This is a genomic window from Streptomyces sp. R33 (assembly GCF_041200175.1).
GTDB lineage: Bacteria > Actinomycetota > Actinomycetes > Streptomycetales > Streptomycetaceae > Streptomyces > Streptomyces katrae_B.
Map to the genome: position 1 here is coordinate 6,019,688 of NZ_CP165727.1, position 16,688 is coordinate 6,036,375.

Sequence of the window (16,688 nt, forward strand, 5' to 3'; positions counted from 1 at the left end):
GTCACGCCTTGGGGTCGTTCCGGGCGGGAAGAACGGCAGTTCAGTCAGTTCAGTCAGCTCAGTCAGTGAGAGGCCAAATCGGGGGACTTGGTTCACCGTTGGGCTCGATGACTCCTGCTTTCCGAAAACGACCGGATGCGATTGTGGCGTGTGAGCTTCTGATCCGCGCATGTGCCCGGGATGTGGACGCACTTGGTCCGCCGGAGGAGGATCCTCAGCGGCCCGTGTTCCGCGGACCCACCGGAAGCCACGGCGCCAGGTGCGCGTTCGCGTCGTCCGCCGAAGACGTCACGTACAGCCGCGCGTCGAGCCCCACCACCGCCAGGCTGACCGTGTTCCTGCCGGTCGTCGTGGACGAGGGCGCCCCGACGAACATCAGCGGCGACCGCTCCCACGGCCGCCCCGACCCGAGGTCCGAGCCCAGCTGACCGCCCGCCGAACGCCCGGCCAGTACGTGCCCGCTCGCCGCCACCGAACCGAAGCCCTGGAGCCCCCCGAGGTCGGTGAGGTGGTTCACCTTCAGGCCGCCGTCGCCCGTCACCAGGGCGGTACGGACGTTGCCCGAGCCCGGCTTGCGGAACCACAGCCGCACCCCGCCCTCGCGCCCCTCCGCGGTGAGCGGCAGCGTCGTGTCCGGCAGCCCCGTGGGCGTGGCCGGGCCCAGCGGCGCGCCCGGCTTCGGCTGCGTCCAGCCCAGCACCGACTTGACGGTGGCCGCGAACACCATGCGCCGCCCGGCGCCGTCCGTGGCGGTGACCGGCGTGCCGTGCAGGTCGGCGCCCCCGTACTGGGTCCAGGGGCCCCAGGTGCCGTTCGCGAGCTGCACCCGGCCGCGCAGGGTGGAGGCGCCGTCGCGGACGTACGCCGCCAGCTGGCCGGTGCCGTCGACCGAGACGGCGGGGGCGCTGATGTCGGAGGTCCAGCTCTCGTCGGCGGCCTCGGGCGTGCCCAGCGACTGCCAGTCCCCGAACTCCTCCGTGCCCGGGCCCTTCTGGACGACGTACCCGACCTCGCGCCGGTAGTCCGTGGGCCGCGCGCCGAAGGAGGTACGGGTGCCGAAGGCGGCGATCCGCCCGTCCGGCAGGGTGACGGCGGAGATGCCCGGGTCCATGCCGGTGCCGGGCAGCAGGCGCGGCCCGCTCCAGGCGCCGATCGGGCCGGACCGGTGCCAGACGGCGACCTGGCCGTCGAGCACCTTGAAGGCCCACAGACCGTGCTCCTTGTCGGAGGTCAGCCAGGAAGTGCCGGTGCCGCGGGCGTAGTTGACGGTCGAGGTCCAGCCGTTGCCGGCGGGGTGGTCGGCCACCTTGAGATCGCCGCAGCCGGCGTCGCTGCCGCAGTGGTTCTGCCGGTCCAGCCAGGCGTAGGTGTCCAGGATGTCCAGCTTCGCCTTGGCCTCGTCCGGGTCCAGCGCGCTGGGCAGGGAGCCGTTGGAGTAGCCGAGGTAGTTCTGCACCGCGAAGTGCGGGCGGTTCGCGGGGGCGACGTCCTTCGCGTACGCGGCCAGGGCGGCCTGTGCGAAGCGGGCCCCGTAGAAGTGGTCCTGGTGATCGGTGTACCGCTTGTCGGGGGACCGGCCCGGGGTGGGGTCCTGGGCGCGGACCGTGGTCGGCTTGTACTGCTCCAGGATTCCGGCGACGGTCTGGACGACCTGCTCCTTGGAGTACGAGAACCGCTGCTTGACGGGGGTGCCGGAGGAGAGCTGGGCGCCGAGCGCGGATATCTTGCCGTCCCACAGGCCGTGGAGGCTGTCGGGGGCGCTGTCGTATACGGTGCCGGCCTCGCGCAGCTGCAGCCAGACCAGGTTGACCTCGGGCTTGGCGACGAGGACGTCGACCTCGGCGTGGCCGCCGCCCTTGGTGGGGACGACGGTGCGCTTCCAGGCACTGCTGCGGTCGCCGGTGGCCATCTTGGCGTAGGCGGCGCGGATGCCGTTCTGGCGGGCCTCGGCGTAGGCCGGCTTGTTGGGCGGGGTGGAGGCCTGCTTGCCTTCGGTGGCGTTGATGCCGTCCGCCTCGCCGGCGGTGAGGTAGACGGTGGTGACGGGGTGGCCGGCGGCTATGGAGTACCGCAGGTCCGGGTTCATGAAGTACAGGTCGTCGTCGGGGTGGGCGACGATCTGCAGCACCCGGCCGGGGTCGGGCGCGTCGGCGGCGGCCGCGGGGGCCGCCGTCCGGTCGGCGATGCCGCCGCGCGCCTCGCCGGCGCGCAGCACGAACACGCCGCAGGCGACGATGCCGGCACAGAGTCCCACCCCCTTGACGACCCGCCGCCCACGCCGCTGGCCGCGAGCTCCCGAGGCTCCGGCGCCGCCGCCGGCACGGCGGGAGCCGCGCCCGCCGCCCGAGCCGGCGGCGACTGCGCCGGCGGGGTCGGCGGCACGGGAACGCCGGGCGGTCCGGCGGCCGCCGGGTGCCGGGGGTTCGGCGTTGCCGGTACGGGGGTTGGCCCGCTCGGCGGGCTGGTCGGCGAGGGCCCCGGCCGCCGCGCCCGCGGGGCCGGAGCCCCGCGAGCGGCGGCGTCCGCCGGGCTGCCCGGAGCGGCCCTCGCCCGGGTCGGCGTCGGCCGGGTGGCCGGTGGCCGCCTCTGCGGGGTCGGCGGCGCGGGAACGCCGGGCGGCTCGGCGGTTGCCGGAAGCGGGCGGCTCGTCGGTGCCGGAACGGCGCGAAGCGCGTCCGGTGGGTCGGGCGTCGGCGGTGGCTGCGCCGGGCGCGGCATGCGGGACCGCGCCGTCCCCGGTGGGGCGGCCCGTGGCCCCGGACGGATGGCCGTGCCCGGCAGCTTCGGGCCCCGCCGGGCCGGGACGGCCGGACCAGGCCTCGGCCGAGCCCGCCGGGCCGGGGTGCCCGCCGGGGGCCGGCTGCCAGTCGGCATGCAGCGGCGAGCCGCCCTGCCAGGCCCCGCTGAGGGGCGGGGCGGACGGCACGTCAGATCCGGCTGGGCCGGCCGGGACCCGCGACGGCTCCCGGCCCGGCCCGCCTGTATGCGGCTGCGCGGGGTTCCAGCCCGGCTGGCCCGGCTGGGGGTGTGACGGCTCCCGGCCCGGCCCGCCTGTATGCGGCTGCGCGGGGTTCCAGCCCGGCTGGCCCGGCTGCGGGCGTGACGGGTCCCGGCCCGGCCCGCCCGAATGCGGTTGCGCGGGGTTCCAGCCCGGGCCGCCCGGCTGCGGGCGTGACGGGTCCCAGCCGCTGCCGGCGGATGCCTGATGAGGTCCACCCGCCGGAGGCAGCGAGGGGTCCCAAGGCCCCGCGTACGGTGGGCCGGACGGGCCGGCGGCCCCTCCGGCATACGGACCTCCGACCGGTCCTGCCAGCGGACCCCCGGTCGCTCCGCCCGCCGGGAGCAGGGAGGGATCCCAAGCCGGGCCGCCCGCCTGCGGCTGCCCGTACTGCGGCGCCACCAGGTACTCGGCCGGTCCCGCCGGCAGGTGCCACGCCGGGTCCCCGAACGGTTGCGCCGACGGGTCCCACGGCTGTCCGCCCGGGCCGGGCTGCGACGGGTTCGCGGCCGGTCCTGCCGACGGGTCCCACGGCTGTCCGCCCGCCCAGGGGTGCGCCGACGGGTCCCATGGTTGTCCGCCCGGCCAGGGCTGCGCCGACGGGTCCCACGACGGTCCGCCCGGCCAGTGCTGCGGCGACGGGTCCCAGGCCTGTCCCGCCGGCCCGCCCCCGGCCTGCCCCGGATGCGGCGAGGCTCCCGGGTCGTCGGGGAGCCAGGGGCCCGGGGCGGCGGGTCCGTCGGGCATGTGGTTCCTTGGGAGCGGTCGGGCACGAGCGGGCCAACGAGGGGCAGGTAAGCGGAGTGGGGCGTTCCGCATAAGTATTCAGATAATCCGATAATCCGGGCCATGATACGGGTCCACCCACGCCGGTGAGTCGAACGCCTGCTCCGGCTAGGCTCCTTCCAGGCACGCTTGGGCAGTGGCGGCGACGTACGCGGGAGGCGGCGGGATGACAGTCCCGGGACGCAGGAGCAGCACCTTCATCCGGCTGCTGCGCAGCGGCTTCACCGACCCCTCGGCCGCGGCCCGGCTGCTCGACTCCGACGCGCTGGCCTCCGTACGCACCGACCCGGTGCTCCTCGACGCCCTCGGGGCCACCGCAGACCCCGACCTCGCCCTCCTCGGGCTCGTCCGGCTCGCCGAGGCGCAGAGCGACGACGAACGGCCCGTGCTCCTCGACACCCTCGTCAGCGCCAAACCGCTGCGCGACCGCCTCCTCGGCGTACTCGGCGCGTCCGAGGCGCTCGCCGACCACCTCGCCCGCCACCCCCGCGACTGGCACGCGCTCGTCACGTACGAGGCCGCCGATCTGCACCCCGGCCTCGCCGAGTTCGAGCAGGGGCTCGCCCAGGCCCACGACCCCATCGCCCTGCGCGTCGCCTACCGCCGCTGCCTGCTCTCCATCGCCGCCCGCGACGTCTGCGGCACCATCGACGTCGCCCAGACCGCCGCCGAGCTCGCCGACCTCGCCACCGCGACCCTCCGCGCCGCCCTGCGGATCGCGTCCGCGGCCGCCCCCGACGACGCCGCCGCCTGCCGGCTCGCCGTCATCGCCATGGGCAAGTGCGGCGGCAACGAGCTGAACTACGTCTCCGACGTCGACGTCATCTTCGTCGGCGACGCGCCGAACGGAGCCGACGAGGCCAAGGCCGTCCAGGCCGCCACCCGACTCGCCTCCCACCTCATGCGCATCTGCTCCGAGACCACCATCGAGGGCACCATCTGGCCCGTCGACGCCAATCTGCGCCCCGAGGGCCGCAACGGCCCCCTCGTCCGCACCCTCGCCTCCCACCTCGCCTACTACCAGCGCTGGGCCAAGACCTGGGAGTTCCAGGCCCTGCTCAAGGCCCGCGCCGTGGCCGGCGACCCGGACCTCGGCGCCCAGTACATCGACGCCATAACGCCCCTGGTCTGGCAGGCCGCCGAACGCGAGAACTTCGTCGCCGACGTCCAGAAGATGCGCCGCCGCGTCGTCGACAACATCCCCGCGTCCCAGGTCGACCGCGAGCTCAAGCTCGGCCCCGGCGGCCTGCGCGACGTCGAGTTCGCCGTCCAGCTGCTCCAGCTCGTCCACGGCCGCACCGACGCCGGCCTGCACTCCGGCACCACCCTCGACGCCCTGCACGCCCTCGCCGCCGGCGGCTACGTCGGCCGCACCGACGCCGCCCAGCTGAACGACGCGTACCGCTTCCTGCGCGCCATGGAACACCGCATCCAGCTCTACCGGCTGCGCCGCACCCACCTCGTCCCCGAGGACGAGGCCGACCTGCGCCGCCTCGGCCGCTCCCTCGGCCTGCGCACCGAACCCGTCGCCGAGCTCAACAAGGCCTGGCGCCGGCACGCCTCCGTGGTCCGGCGCCTGCACGAGAAGCTCTTCTACCGGCCGCTGCTCGACGCCGTCGCCCAGCTCGCCCCCGGCGAGACCCGGCTCTCCCCGCGCGCCGCCGGCCAGCGCCTCGAAGCCCTCGGCTACGCCGACCCGGCTTCGGCCCTGCGCCACCTCGAGGCCCTCGCCTCCGGCGTCACCCGCAAGGCCGCCATCCAGCGCACCCTGCTGCCCGTCATGCTCGGCTGGTTCGCCGACTCCGCCGACCCGGACGCCGGCCTGCTGAACTTCCGCAAGGTCTCCGACGCCCTCGGCAAGACCCCCTGGTACCTGCGCCTGCTCCGCGACGAGGGCGCCGCCGCCGAGAACCTGGCCCGCGTCCTGTCCGCCGGCCGGCTCGCCCCCGACCTGCTGATGCGCGCCCCCGAGGCCGTCGCCCTGCTCGGAGACCCCGAAGGACTGCAGCCCCGTACGCACGAGGCCCTGGAGCAGGAGGTGCTCGCCGCCGTCGGCCGCGCCGACAGCGCCGAAGTCGGCGTGGCCGCCGCCCGCGGGGTCCGCCGCCGCGAGCTGTTCCGCACCGCCGCCGCCGACATCATCGGCTCGTACGGTACGGAGGACAACCCGGCCGAGGAGGACCCCGGCGCCCTCGTCGACCGGGTCGGCAACGCCGTCTCCGACCTCACCGCCGCCACCGTCGCCGGAGCCCTGCGCGCCGCCGTCCGCGGCCACTGGGGCGAGACCCTCCCGACCCGCTTCGCGATCATCGGCGTGGGCCGCTTCGGCGGCCACGAGCTCGGCTACGGATCCGACGCCGACGTCCTGTTCGTCCACGAACCCCGCGAGGGCGTCGACGAACAGGAAGCCGCGAAGGCCGCCCAGGCCGTCATCGCCGAGATGCGCAGGCTGCTCCAACTCCCCACCGCCGACCCGCCGCTGCTCATCGACGCCGACCTGCGCCCCGAGGGCCGCTCCGGCCCGCTCGTACGCACCCTGTCCTCGTACGCCGCGTACTACCGGCGCTGGTCCCTGACCTGGGAGAGCCAGGCCCTGCTGCGCGCCGAACCGGTCGCGGGCGACGTCGAGCTCGGCGCCCGCTTCATCGAGCTGATCGACCCGCTGCGCTACCCGGCGGAGGGCCTCGGCGAGGACGCGGTCCGCGAGATCCGCCGCCTGAAGGCCCGTATGGAGTCCGAGCGCCTCCCGCGCGGCGCCGACCCCACGCTCCACACCAAGCTGGGCCGCGGCGGCCTCAGCGACGTCGAGTGGACCGTGCAGCTGATGCAGATGCGGCACGCCTGGTCGCAGCCCGGCCTGCGCACCACGCGGACCCGCGAGGCCCTGGCCGCCGCCCATGCGGCCGGGCTGATCCCGGCCGAGGAGGCGCAGATCCTGGACGAGGCCTGGGTGCTCGCCACCCGCGTCCGCAACGCGGTGATGCTGGTCCGCGGCCGGGCCGGGGACACCTTCCCGTCGGAGGCCCGCGAACTGGCCGCCGTCGGCCGCTACCTCGGCTACGCGGAGGGCACGGCCGGCGAGCTGCTCGACGACTACCGCCGCATCACGCGCCGGGCGCGGGCGGTCGTGGACGACCTCTTCTACGGGGCCTGAGCGGTCCGGGTCCCCGGCCGCGGCCCGGCGTCAGCGCGCCGCGAGGCCGCCCGCCCGGCGCAGAGAGAGCCGGACGGGCGGCTGGAACACCGGTTGGATCAGTGGTGATGACGCTGCGTCACTACGGAAGCCGCTTGATGATCCACTCGCACAGCTCCCGGGTGATCGCGGTGTGCGGGGTGGTGGCCGAGGACCAGAGGAATTCGTCCAGCTCGCTTTCGCTCGGGTCGATCGAGGCGACCTTCGCGTACAGGTCCTCCTGCTTGTCGATGTTGCGGATCGCCACCGCGCTGACGGTCGGGACGAAGCAGACGGCCTCGTGCCGCAGGTCGACCTTGCCGCCCTTCGCCACCAGCTCGTCCGCCACGATCTTGTAGGAGGCGAGGGTGCCGCCCGGTGCGCCGTCCAGCTCGGGGTATCCGCTGGTGGTGACCGGCTTCGAGGCGGGCGGGAACAGCCGCTTCAGCTCGGCGACCGTGACGTTGTTGCCGGTGGCCTGGGTGTAGAAGGTCGTGCCGGGGAAGGCGATCAGGCCGGTGCTCTTCAGTGCCATGACGCCGGGCGGGATGCTGAGGCCCATGCCGTCGCCGGTGCCGTTGGCCACCGCGATCTTGCGCGGGATCATCGGCCAGCCGCCCATCTGGTCCAGCTCCTCCAGCAGCTGGGTGCGCAGCGGGTCGATCTCGTCCTTGCCGGTCTCGCTGTTGTAGTGGCGCCAGAGCATCTGCCGGGCCGCCGGACTGTTCATCTGCCGCGCGAAGTCGTTGGCCAGCGGGATGAAGTGTGCGAACGCCTGCAGGCCGATCGGGATCACGGCGCCGCGGTGCGGGGTGTCGTAGGAGAAGTACAGCTCGGTCTGGTGGTCCATCCGCTGCCTTTCCATCCTGGCCAGCGCGTAGCGGGTGATCAGGCCGCCCATGCTGAAGCCGCCGACGGTCAGCCGGTCGTCACCGACGCGCTCCCCGAGGGTCCGAAGAATCGCCGCGGTCACGGTCTCGGCGTTCTTCTGGATCGGCGCGGTGCGCTCGTCGAATCCGACCAGGATCACGGTGCGCCCCTGCTTGCGCAGGGCGGTCAGGAACTTGTACTCCCCGCCGTCCAGGCCCTGGGCGAGCCACTGCAGATCGCTTCGGCCGAGGTTGAACCCGTCAGCCATGATCACCGGCTTGTGGACCTGGTCGGTGCCCTCGCCGTAGTAGACCCAGGCGAAGCCGTTCGGCAGCTCCCACTCGGTGTCGCGCTGATGTACGGGGACCGTGATGGGCGGCGGCGAACTCAGCGGGGCCGCCGCGATCAGCGTGCCGCTGATCTGTTCCGACTGGGCGTCCTTGCCGCTCGGGGTTCCGGGCACGGGTGTCTCCTTCTGGCTGCGTGCACGGCTCCGCAGTCCGGCCGGGCCGGACGCACGGAGGTGCAGGGTGAGGGGTGATGACGACCCATCATCTGCACACGCAACGTAATATGCCGGTTACGCAGCGCAACATTCGCTCGTTAGGGGGGACCCTCGACGGCTACGTTTGGATCGCGCTAAGCGGCGTTCGCCGGCGGGGCGCAGCCCTGGCAGCGGCCGGCGGTGGGGGAGCGGAAGGCGCGGTCGCGGCCGTCGCAGGTGCGGAGGGGGTGGATCTCGCGGTCGGGCGCCACGGGGCGGGCCTCGCCGGGATCCGGTAGGCGGGGCGGCAGCAGTTCCCGCAGGCGGTGGGCGAGCAGCGCCGCCGGGGAGTGGATGGGCACCACCGGCAGCGAGCGGGTCAGGGCCGCGATGACGGCGCTCGGGGTCAGCCCGCGCTCCAGCCACCCCGCCGCGGCGGGCCCCAGCCGTACGGTGTCCCGCTCGGACAGCACCAGCCGGGGATCGCGCAGCCGCAGCCGTGCGAGCAGCTCGCGGGCCCCGAGCTCTGCTTCGGAGACGGTGGCTGGGGCGGGGTCTGCTTCCGGTTCGGGGTCCGCCCCTGGTCCGGGGTCCGGCTCGGGAGCCGGTTTCGGCTCGGCCCCGGTGGGCTCGGCGCGCCGCTCGCGAGCCGCAGCCGCCATCGCGGGCGGGTTGTTGTACGAGACCGTGCAGGTCACGATCCGGCCGGTGGGGAGCCTCTCGTGGTAGCGGGCCAGGTAGCCGTGCTCCTCCAGCTCGCGCAGGGTGGCGGCGATGCGGACCTCGCCCTCGGGGAAGCGTTCGGCGAGGGCCTTGATGGTGACCTTCGCACCGGCCGGGAGGGACTGGATGTGCGTGGCCAGACCGATCGCACCCATGCTCAACCCGCGGTGCTGGGCGAGGTGGTTGCCGATCTTGACGTAGCCGCGGCGGTGATCGTGATTGATGTGCCGGATGCCCGACGAGGCGCGCGGGGGCGCGCTAAACTGCTGGTCAGCCATGGAAGGGTAGTGCCTTCTCTTGGTCAGGCCCTCGGGCGGGATTGGCGTCCCGTACGAGGGCCGAATTGCGTTTATGGGGTTTTCGGGGGTTAGCGTGCCCGACGGATTGGCATATGCGCCAGCCGGGTTGGGGCGATTCACCCGTCCGGGTGAGAGGGGAGGGGGAGGTGAGGAGAGGTCATTTCCCCCGGTTGTTTCTCTTTAGACGTCGAGCGTCACCGGCCATCGCTCCACCGGACCGTGGAAACCTCGATCCGGTGAAATCGGACTTTCCGATTCTCGTGCCTCGGCGTGCGCATCCGTACTTAGCCTGAAGGGAGTTGCAGGCCAACGGAGGTGGCAATGAGCGCAGAGGGCACCGACGAGTCGAGCTGGGCACTCGATCCGGAGGACGAATCCGGGGCGGTCGTCGCGGCGGTGGGACGCCAGTTGAAAATGTGGCGGGAGGCGGCCGGATTCGACCGGTCCACTTTTGCTGAACGGATGGGCTACGGGGCGGACCTGACCCGCAAGATCGAAAGCGGCACCCGCATTCCGCGTCCGGAGTTCCTGGACAAGGCGGACGAGGTTCTCGGCGCGGACGGGAAGATCGCCGCGATGAAGTTGGACGTCGAAAAGGCCCGGTACCCCAAGAAGGTTCGGGATCTGGCCAAGTTGGAATCAGCGGCGGTGGAGATCGGGTCGTACGACAACGTGGTGGTGACGGGCCTGCTCCAGACCGAGGAGTACGCGCGGGCGCTGTTCGGGCTCAGGCGCCCGGGGTTTTCGGAGGACGAGGTCGAACGCCTGGCCACGGCGAGGCTGGCTCGTCAGAAGCTCATCCAGCGGCATCCGGCGCCGCTGCTGACCGTTGTGCAGGAAGAGGCTGTCCTGCGACGCCCCATTGGGGGCAAGATGGTGTTGCGCCGCCAACTGGAACACCTGTTGGAGGTCGGCCGGTTGCGCACCGTGGAGATCCAGGTCATGCCCACTGTGGTTGAGGAGCACGCCGGTCTTGGCTCATCGTTCACAGTCATGCGGCTCAAGGACGGAACGACCGTCGGACACAGCGAGGTTCAGCTGGCCAGCCGCTTGATCATTGATCCCAAAGAGGTCCAGATCATGGACATGCGCTATGGCATGATCCGGGCACAGGCTCTGACGCCTCGCGAATCTTTGACGTTCATCGAGAAGGTACTGGGGGAGACATGAGCATCAAGTCGTCGGCCGAGGGCCTCTCCGCGCTGACCTGGGTCAAGAGCAGCTACAGCACCGCCGACGGTCCCAACTGCGTCGAAGTCGCCTGGACCAAGAGCAGCTTCAGCACCGCTGATGGAGCCGACTGCGTAGAGATCGCCCGCACGCCCGGGACCGTCCTCGTCCGGGACTCCAAGCGGCCCGACGACGGGCGGCTGGCCGTCGCCCCGGCCGCCTGGGACGGGTTCGTCACCTACGCGACCGCGTGAGAAGCACGGGTTCGGCCGTCAAGGCCGTCATCCGCTACCGGCGGCCGGATCCGGCGTGCTGGGCGGTCGTCGTCAGGGCCGCCTGCAATCCTCTGGGCAGCAGTTGGGACGCGGCCAAGGCGGTGGCGCAGGCCGGCTCCGCCGTCTCCGGGCACGCCGACCGGCTGGCCAGGGCCCTCGCCACGCGGCTCGGGAACGTCGAGGAGCTCGCGGTCGCCCTCGCCGGGACGGGGGACCTCCGTGCGCTGCCCGCCCTCCGGCGCATCGCGGAGGACAACCGGATCCCGCTAAACGTCCCCTGGGTCCCCCACCTGGCCGCGCTGCCCGCCGCGGAGCTGCTCCCGACGATGCGGGCGGTGCTGCGCCGGGATCCGCCGAAGTACCACGCGAGCACCGCCGCCCTCGAACTCCTCGCGCTCTGGGGCCCGGCCGCCGCACCCGCCGTACCCGAGGTGCTCCCGTACCTGGAGAGCCCGTACGCCTACGGTGCCCTGCGCGCCCTGGGCCGGATCGGCCCGGCCGCGGCCGTCGCCGCCGACCGGCTGGCCGACTTCGCGACCGGCCGTGCCCCGAAGGCGGCACGCCACCATCCGCGGCTGGCCGCCTGGGCACACTGGAAGGCCACCGGCTACCCGGAGCTGGCCCTCGACGTGTGCGGTGCGGCCGTGGGGTCCGGGACCGCCAGCCACGGCCTGCCCTTCCTCGCCGATCTAGGCCCCCTGGCCGCCGCCCACGCGGACACCGTGCGCGGCCTGATGGAATCGCCCGGCGCCTGGACCCGGGTCGCCGCGGCCCACGCGTACGGGCGGATCACCGGGGACTCGGAGTCCGCCATGGCGGTGCTGCTGGCCGAGGTGGACCCCGACTGGACCGGGAACCCCGCCCTGCCGACCCGCGAGGCCGTCCGCCGGCTCGGTGCGATCGGCGCCCCCGCTGCCGCCGCGGCGCCCCTGCTGCGCCGGATCCTGGCGGCGGAGGAGCGGCTGAGCCACCCGTACGAGCACGTCCGGATCCTGGCCGACGAGGCCTACGTCCGCACCCTCACCGAGGCGTTGGCCCGGATCGGCGCGAGCGCGGACGGCCCGGCGCCGGTGGCCGCGCCAGCCGCCCGGCGCGGGGTGCTGGAGCGATGGCTGGGCCCGCGCGCAGCGCGCACCCGCTGACCGGCCGATTCCTCAGCCCGTTTCGCCCAGCAGGGTGCGGGCGTACATCAGGAACGCCGCCAGGCCCACGTCGAACGCGGCGTCCGCGCGGCCCGGGCCGACGGCCGTCAGGGCATCGGCGAGCAGCGGGGTGTCCGGTGTCGGCTCCCACATGGCCTCGGGGGCGGCCAGGTCCAGGGCCGAGCCGAGGACCAGGTTCTCCAGCGCCGTCAACAGCGGCATCACCTGGTGGCGGGTGAAACCCGCCGCCAGCAGCATGCCGACCGCCCGCTCGTACTGCGCCAGCACCCGCGGGGCCCGCACCGGCGTGGTCATCAGCAGCGGGATGACGCGCGGGTACGCGGCGAACGAGGCCCGGTAGGAGCGCGCCCAGGCCTCCAGGGCCCGGTCCCAGGGCTCGAGTTCGAGGGTCTCGTCGGCGATCCCCGCGCACACCCGCTCGCGCACCAGCTCCACCACCCCGGCCCGGCCGTCCACGTGGTGGTACACCGACGCGGTCTGCACCCCGAGCGCCCGGGCGATCTGCGGGACGCTGAACTCGCCCTGTTCCGCGACCAGTTGCAGTGCGGTCGTGGTGATCCGCTCCCGGTCGAGCAGGGGGGTGCGCGGCCGTGCCATCGATTTCTCCCGCCGTGAGGTCTTCCCGTACGCCAAAACCGGAGGCTACATTGCCGCGAACCTAAAGCCTTTAGATTTCGGTCTCCCGAAGGGTGTATCGCCGCATGCCCGAAATGCCGGAACCGCCAGCAGACAGACCCGCCCTGCGCCGCGCAGCGCTCGGCACCGCGGACATCTCCTTCTTCGTGGTCTCCGCCGCCGCCCCGCTCACCGTCATGGCCGGCGTCGCCCCCGTCGCGATCCTGCTCGGCGGCATCGGAGCCCCCGCCGGATACCTCCTCGCCGGCCTCACCCTCGCCGTCTTCGCCGTCGGGTTCACCACCATGAGCCGCCACGTCCGCAGCGGCGGCGCCTTCTACGCGTACATCACCCGCGGCCTCGGCAAGCGCGTCGGCATCGGCGCCGCCCTGCTCGCCCTGGTCGGTTACAACGGCATGGAGATCGGGGTCTACGGCCTCCTCGGCACCACCACCGCCGACACCGCCCACGCCCTCGGCGGCCTCGACGTCCCCTGGCTGCCCGTCTCCCTCGCCGGCCTCGCCCTCATCTGGTACGGCGGCTTCCGCTCGATCGACTTCGGCGCCAAGGTGCTCGGCGTCCTGCTGGTCGCCGAGACCGGGATACTCGTCCTGCTCGCCGCCGGAGTCCTCGTCAAGGGCGGCGCCCACGGGCTCTCCGCCGGCTCCTTCGCCCCCGGCGCGGTCCTCGTCCCCGGCACCGCCGCCGTCCTGGCCTTCGCCTTCGCCGCGTTCACCGGTTTCGAGTCCACCGTCATCTACCGCCGCGAGGCCCGCGACCCCGACCGGACCATCCCGCGCGCCACCTACATCGCCGTCGCCTTCCTCGGCCTCTTCTACGCCTTCATCGTCTGGACCGTCATCCAGGCCTTCGGCGCCGAGGAGGTGATCGCGGCCGCCGCCGAGGACCCCGGCGGCCTCTTCTTCGCCGCGATCACCACGTACGTCGGCCCCTGGGCGGCCGACCTGATGCACCTCTTCATCGTCACCAGCGTCATCGCCTCCCTCCTCGCCTTCCACAACGCCATCAACCGCTACGTACTCGCCCTCGCCGAGGAGGGCGTGCTCCCCGCCGCCCTCGGCCGGGTCCACCCGCGCCACCGCTCCCCGTACCTCGCCGGGCTCGCCCAGACCGCCCTCGGCGCCGTCGTCGTCCTCGGTTTCGCGCTGGCCGGGGCCGACCCCTACCAGCAGCTGCTGCTCTGGGTGAACACGCCCGGCATGATCGGGCTCATGGCGCTGATGCTGCTCGCCGCGATCGCCGTACCCGTCTACTTCCGGCGCACCGCGCACACCGAGGGCCCCTGGCGGACCGTGGTCGCGCCCGTCGCCGCCGCCGTGCTGCTCGCCGTGGCGATCGTGCTGGTCGTCTCCGAGGTCGGCCTGTTCACCATGGCCCCCACCCCCGTCAACACCGTCCTCGTCGCCCTCGTGCCCGCCGTTTTCCTGGCCGGGCTCGGGCTCGCCCGGCGCCTCGAGAGGCGCCGCCCCGAGGTCTACGCCCGATTCGCCGCCGAGCCCGCCGAAGCCCCTGAAGGAGAAGAGCCGTGCCCGCTGCCGACACCGTCCTCACCGGAGCCCGCGTCCGCACCCTCGACCCCGGCCGCCCCGAGGCCGGCGCGGTAGCGGTCCGCGGCGGCGAGATCCTCGCCGTCGGCGACGAGGCCGACGTACGCGACTGGCGCGGCCCCGCCACCGAGGTGGTCGACCTCGGCGGCGCCACCCTCACCCCCGGCCTGACCGATGCCCACAGCCACCCCGTCTGGGGCATCGAGATGGCCACCGGAACCGACCTCTCCGCCGTCAAGGACCTCGACCAGCTGCGCTCCGCCCTCCGCGGCGCCCCCCGCACCGGGGGCTGGGTCCTCGGATACGGCCTCGACCACAACGCCTTCGGCGGCCGCCCCGTCGAAGGTGCCCTGGTCGAGGAGGCCCTGGCCGGCGCCCCCGCCTTCCTGCGCCTGTACGACGGCCACTCCGCCCTCGCCTCCGGCGCGGCCCTGCACGCCGCGGGCATCACCGGCCCGCGTACGTTCGACCAGCGCTCCGAGATCGTCTGCGACAGGGAAGGACGCCCGACCGGCCACCTGATCGAGCACGCCGCGATGGCCCTCGTGGGAGCCCTCGCCCCCAAGCCCTCGTCCGCCGAGCGGCGCAGCCGCCTCACCGCCCTGCTCGGCGACATGGCCGCCACCGGCCTCACCGTCGCCCACGTCATGGACCTGGGCGACGGAGACGTACCGGCCCTGCTCGCCGGCGTCGAGTACGAGGGCGACCTGCCGCTGCGGCTGAACCTCTCGCCCTGGTGCATGCCGGGCGCCACCCCGCAGGACCTGGCCGAGGTGATCGCACTCCAGGGCCTGCGCGGGCGCCACTGGCAGGTCGGCGGCGTGAAGTTCTTCATGGACGGCACCGTCGAGGGCGGCACCGCCTGGCTCGAGCACGCCGACTGCCACGGCCGCGGCACGGACGCCTTCTGGCCCGACCCCGAGGCCTACTCGGCGGCCGTACGGACCCTCGACGCGGCCGGGGTGCGTACGGCGACCCACGCCATCGGCGACGCGGCGGTCCGGCACGTCCTGGACACGGTGGCCTCCCTGGGCGGTCAGGCCCGGCTGCGGCACCGGATCGAGCACATCGAGACCGTCCCGGACGACCAGCTGAAGCGGTTCGCGGAGCTCGGGGTGATCGCCTCGATGCAGCCGCCGCACACCGCGTACACCCGGGCCGACCACAGCGACGAGTGGTCGAAGCGGCTGGGTGCGGCCCGCGCGGCCCGGGCCTGGCGCTGCCGGGACCTGCGGGACGCGGGGGCCGTGCTCGCCCTGGGCTCGGACTGGCCCATCGCCCACCACGACGCCCGCCGGGTCCTGGCCATCGCCCGCAGCCCGCTCGGCGCGGCCGCCGCAGGGCCCGCGCTGACCGGGCTGATGGCCCTGGAGGGCATGACCTCGCACGCCGCGCTCGCGGCCGGGGAGCAGCAGGTGGCGGGCCGGATCGCGGCCGGCTTCCGGGCGGACCTGACGGCCTTCGCGCTCGACCCGGTGGACACCGCCCCGGACGAGCTGGCCGAGGCCCCGATCCGGCTCACGATGTCGGGCGGCCGGATCACCCACCTACGGGACAGCCCTTAGGTTGTGTCTTGCGGCGGTCGCCGGGCGGTCAGGCGTGCAGCAGGCTCTGCGGGAGGTACGCGGAGGTGACGCCGAGCCGCCAGCCGTGGACCTGGACGGCGAGCGCGGCCACGGCGATCGTGCCGGCCGGGAACAGGGTGCGGGGGGCCGCGTCGGGGCGTGCGCCCTCGCGCAGGCCGGCGAGGTTCCCGGCCAGGGCGCGTTCGAAGGCGGCCTGGTCGTCGTCGAGCAGGACGCGCAGCAGCCGCTGGTCCGGTGTGAGCACGCCGAGGCCGTCCAGGCGGCGGGCTGCCTCCGCGCGCTCGGCGGCGTCCGGCTTGCACAGGGTCGCGTCCGGCCAGTCCCGCGGCAGGTGCCCGGCCGCCCGGGTGAGGTAGAGGCACAGCGCGTCCATCTCGGCGAGCTCGGCCGGGTCGGAGTGCGAGTCGAGCGGCGAGTAGGGCACGCCGTCGTGGAGGGCGGGCGCGAAGTCGTTGCGCAGCAGCAGCCCGATGACGCGGTCCCGCTCCCGCACCGCCCCGCTGACCAGGCACAACGCGAAGGCGTCCAGCCAGGTCCGGGCGGTGGGCGCCTGGTCGACCGCGTCGCCGAAGGAGATGTCCATGCTGCTGAGCTCCTCATGGAGCAGGGGGAACGGCACCTCGAAGTCGCCGTCGGGGAAGCAACCGAGGGAGAGCTCCCCGAGCGCGCATTCGGCGGCCGTCCGCAGCGCACGGCGTACGACGGCTCCGCCCAGCTCGGGATCCGCCAGCGTCTGCGCGCCGACGTGGTCGAGGAGGTCGTCGCGGGTCTCGTGGAGCCCCTTCAGGGACAGCAGCCCCCCGAACCGCAGCCCGTGCCAGTGGTCGTAGACCCGTCCGGTGACGTCCTCCAGTGCCCGGGATATCCGGTGCCCGCTGACCTCGTGCCGCATCACGTCCTGCATGCCGCCGCCTCCTTGATCGTTTCACCTTGCGACGCGCACGCTAACAACGCCCACTGACACCGCCCCCGGAGGGTG

At 73.8% G+C, this 16,688-nt stretch carries 11 protein-coding genes; 6 read left to right on the forward strand and 5 right to left on the reverse strand.

Translation table 11 applies throughout. The features are described 5' to 3' along the window. Positions 1 to 214 precede the first annotated feature (214 nt). On the reverse strand, positions 215 to 2,926 hold the full coding sequence (locus AB5J51_RS27760) for a PIG-L family deacetylase (RefSeq protein WP_369778933.1): 2,712 nt from the start codon (positions 2,924 to 2,926) through the stop codon (positions 215 to 217). A 1,024-nt stretch (positions 2,927 to 3,950) separates the two neighbouring features. On the opposite strand from AB5J51_RS27760, the gene AB5J51_RS27765 reads away from it, so the two are divergent. Further along, positions 3,951 to 6,938 carry a bifunctional [glutamine synthetase] adenylyltransferase/[glutamine synthetase]-adenylyl-L-tyrosine phosphorylase gene (locus tag AB5J51_RS27765; RefSeq protein WP_053785077.1) on the forward strand — a complete coding sequence of 996 codons (2,988 nt, stop codon included), beginning with the start codon at positions 3,951 to 3,953 and terminating at the stop codon, positions 6,936 to 6,938. A 121-nt stretch (positions 6,939 to 7,059) separates the two neighbouring features. Here AB5J51_RS27765 and AB5J51_RS27770 read toward each other — a convergent pair whose 3' ends face one another. Further along, positions 7,060 to 8,289 (reverse strand): lipase family alpha/beta hydrolase, encoded by a 1,230-nt coding sequence (locus tag AB5J51_RS27770; RefSeq protein WP_369778934.1) that lies wholly within the window; start codon positions 8,287 to 8,289, stop codon positions 7,060 to 7,062. Between the two features lie 176 nt (positions 8,290 to 8,465). After that, positions 8,466 to 9,311: a helix-turn-helix domain-containing protein gene (locus tag AB5J51_RS27775; RefSeq protein WP_369778935.1), complete on the reverse strand. Its 846-nt coding sequence runs from the start codon at positions 9,309 to 9,311 to the stop codon at positions 8,466 to 8,468. A gap of 342 nt (positions 9,312 to 9,653) precedes the next feature. Here AB5J51_RS27775 and AB5J51_RS27780 point away from each other — a divergent pair, with 342 nt between their 5' ends. The 3 genes from AB5J51_RS27780 to AB5J51_RS27790 are packed head-to-tail and all read left to right on the forward strand — an operon-like array spanning position 9,654 to position 11,919. After that, positions 9,654 to 10,502 carry a helix-turn-helix domain-containing protein gene (locus AB5J51_RS27780; protein ID WP_369778936.1) on the forward strand — a complete coding sequence of 283 codons (849 nt, stop codon included), beginning with the start codon at positions 9,654 to 9,656 and terminating at the stop codon, positions 10,500 to 10,502. After that, positions 10,499 to 10,756, forward strand: coding sequence for a DUF397 domain-containing protein (locus AB5J51_RS27785; RefSeq protein ID WP_369778937.1), 258 nt, complete (start codon positions 10,499 to 10,501; stop codon positions 10,754 to 10,756). Before AB5J51_RS27780 ends, AB5J51_RS27785 begins: the two co-directional genes overlap by 4 nt. Continuing rightward, positions 10,753 to 11,919, forward strand: coding sequence for a hypothetical protein (locus AB5J51_RS27790; protein ID WP_369778938.1), 1,167 nt, complete (start codon positions 10,753 to 10,755; stop codon positions 11,917 to 11,919). Before AB5J51_RS27785 ends, AB5J51_RS27790 begins: the two co-directional genes overlap by 4 nt. A 12-nt stretch (positions 11,920 to 11,931) precedes the next feature. On the opposite strand, the gene AB5J51_RS27795 is transcribed toward AB5J51_RS27790, so the two are convergent. Then, entirely contained in the window at positions 11,932 to 12,537 is a 606-nt protein-coding gene (locus AB5J51_RS27795) for a TetR/AcrR family transcriptional regulator (RefSeq protein WP_369778939.1), read from the reverse strand. A 104-nt stretch (positions 12,538 to 12,641) separates the two neighbouring features. On the opposite strand from AB5J51_RS27795, the gene AB5J51_RS27800 reads away from it, so the two are divergent. Together AB5J51_RS27800 and AB5J51_RS27805 are read left to right on the forward strand one after the other, a co-directional pair. Next, positions 12,642 to 14,180: an APC family permease gene (locus AB5J51_RS27800; RefSeq protein WP_369778940.1), complete on the forward strand. Its 1,539-nt coding sequence runs from the start codon at positions 12,642 to 12,644 to the stop codon at positions 14,178 to 14,180. Then, on the forward strand, positions 14,102 to 15,688 hold the full coding sequence (locus AB5J51_RS27805; protein WP_369778941.1) for an amidohydrolase: 1,587 nt from the start codon (positions 14,102 to 14,104) through the stop codon (positions 15,686 to 15,688). The genes AB5J51_RS27800 and AB5J51_RS27805 overlap by 79 nt, the downstream gene beginning before the upstream one ends. 28 nt (positions 15,689 to 15,716) lie before the next feature. Here AB5J51_RS27805 and AB5J51_RS27810 read toward each other — a convergent pair whose 3' ends face one another. Continuing rightward, on the reverse strand, positions 15,717 to 16,613 hold the full coding sequence (locus AB5J51_RS27810; RefSeq protein ID WP_136224540.1) for an immunity 49 family protein: 897 nt from the start codon (positions 16,611 to 16,613) through the stop codon (positions 15,717 to 15,719). Positions 16,614 to 16,688 lie beyond the last annotated feature (75 nt).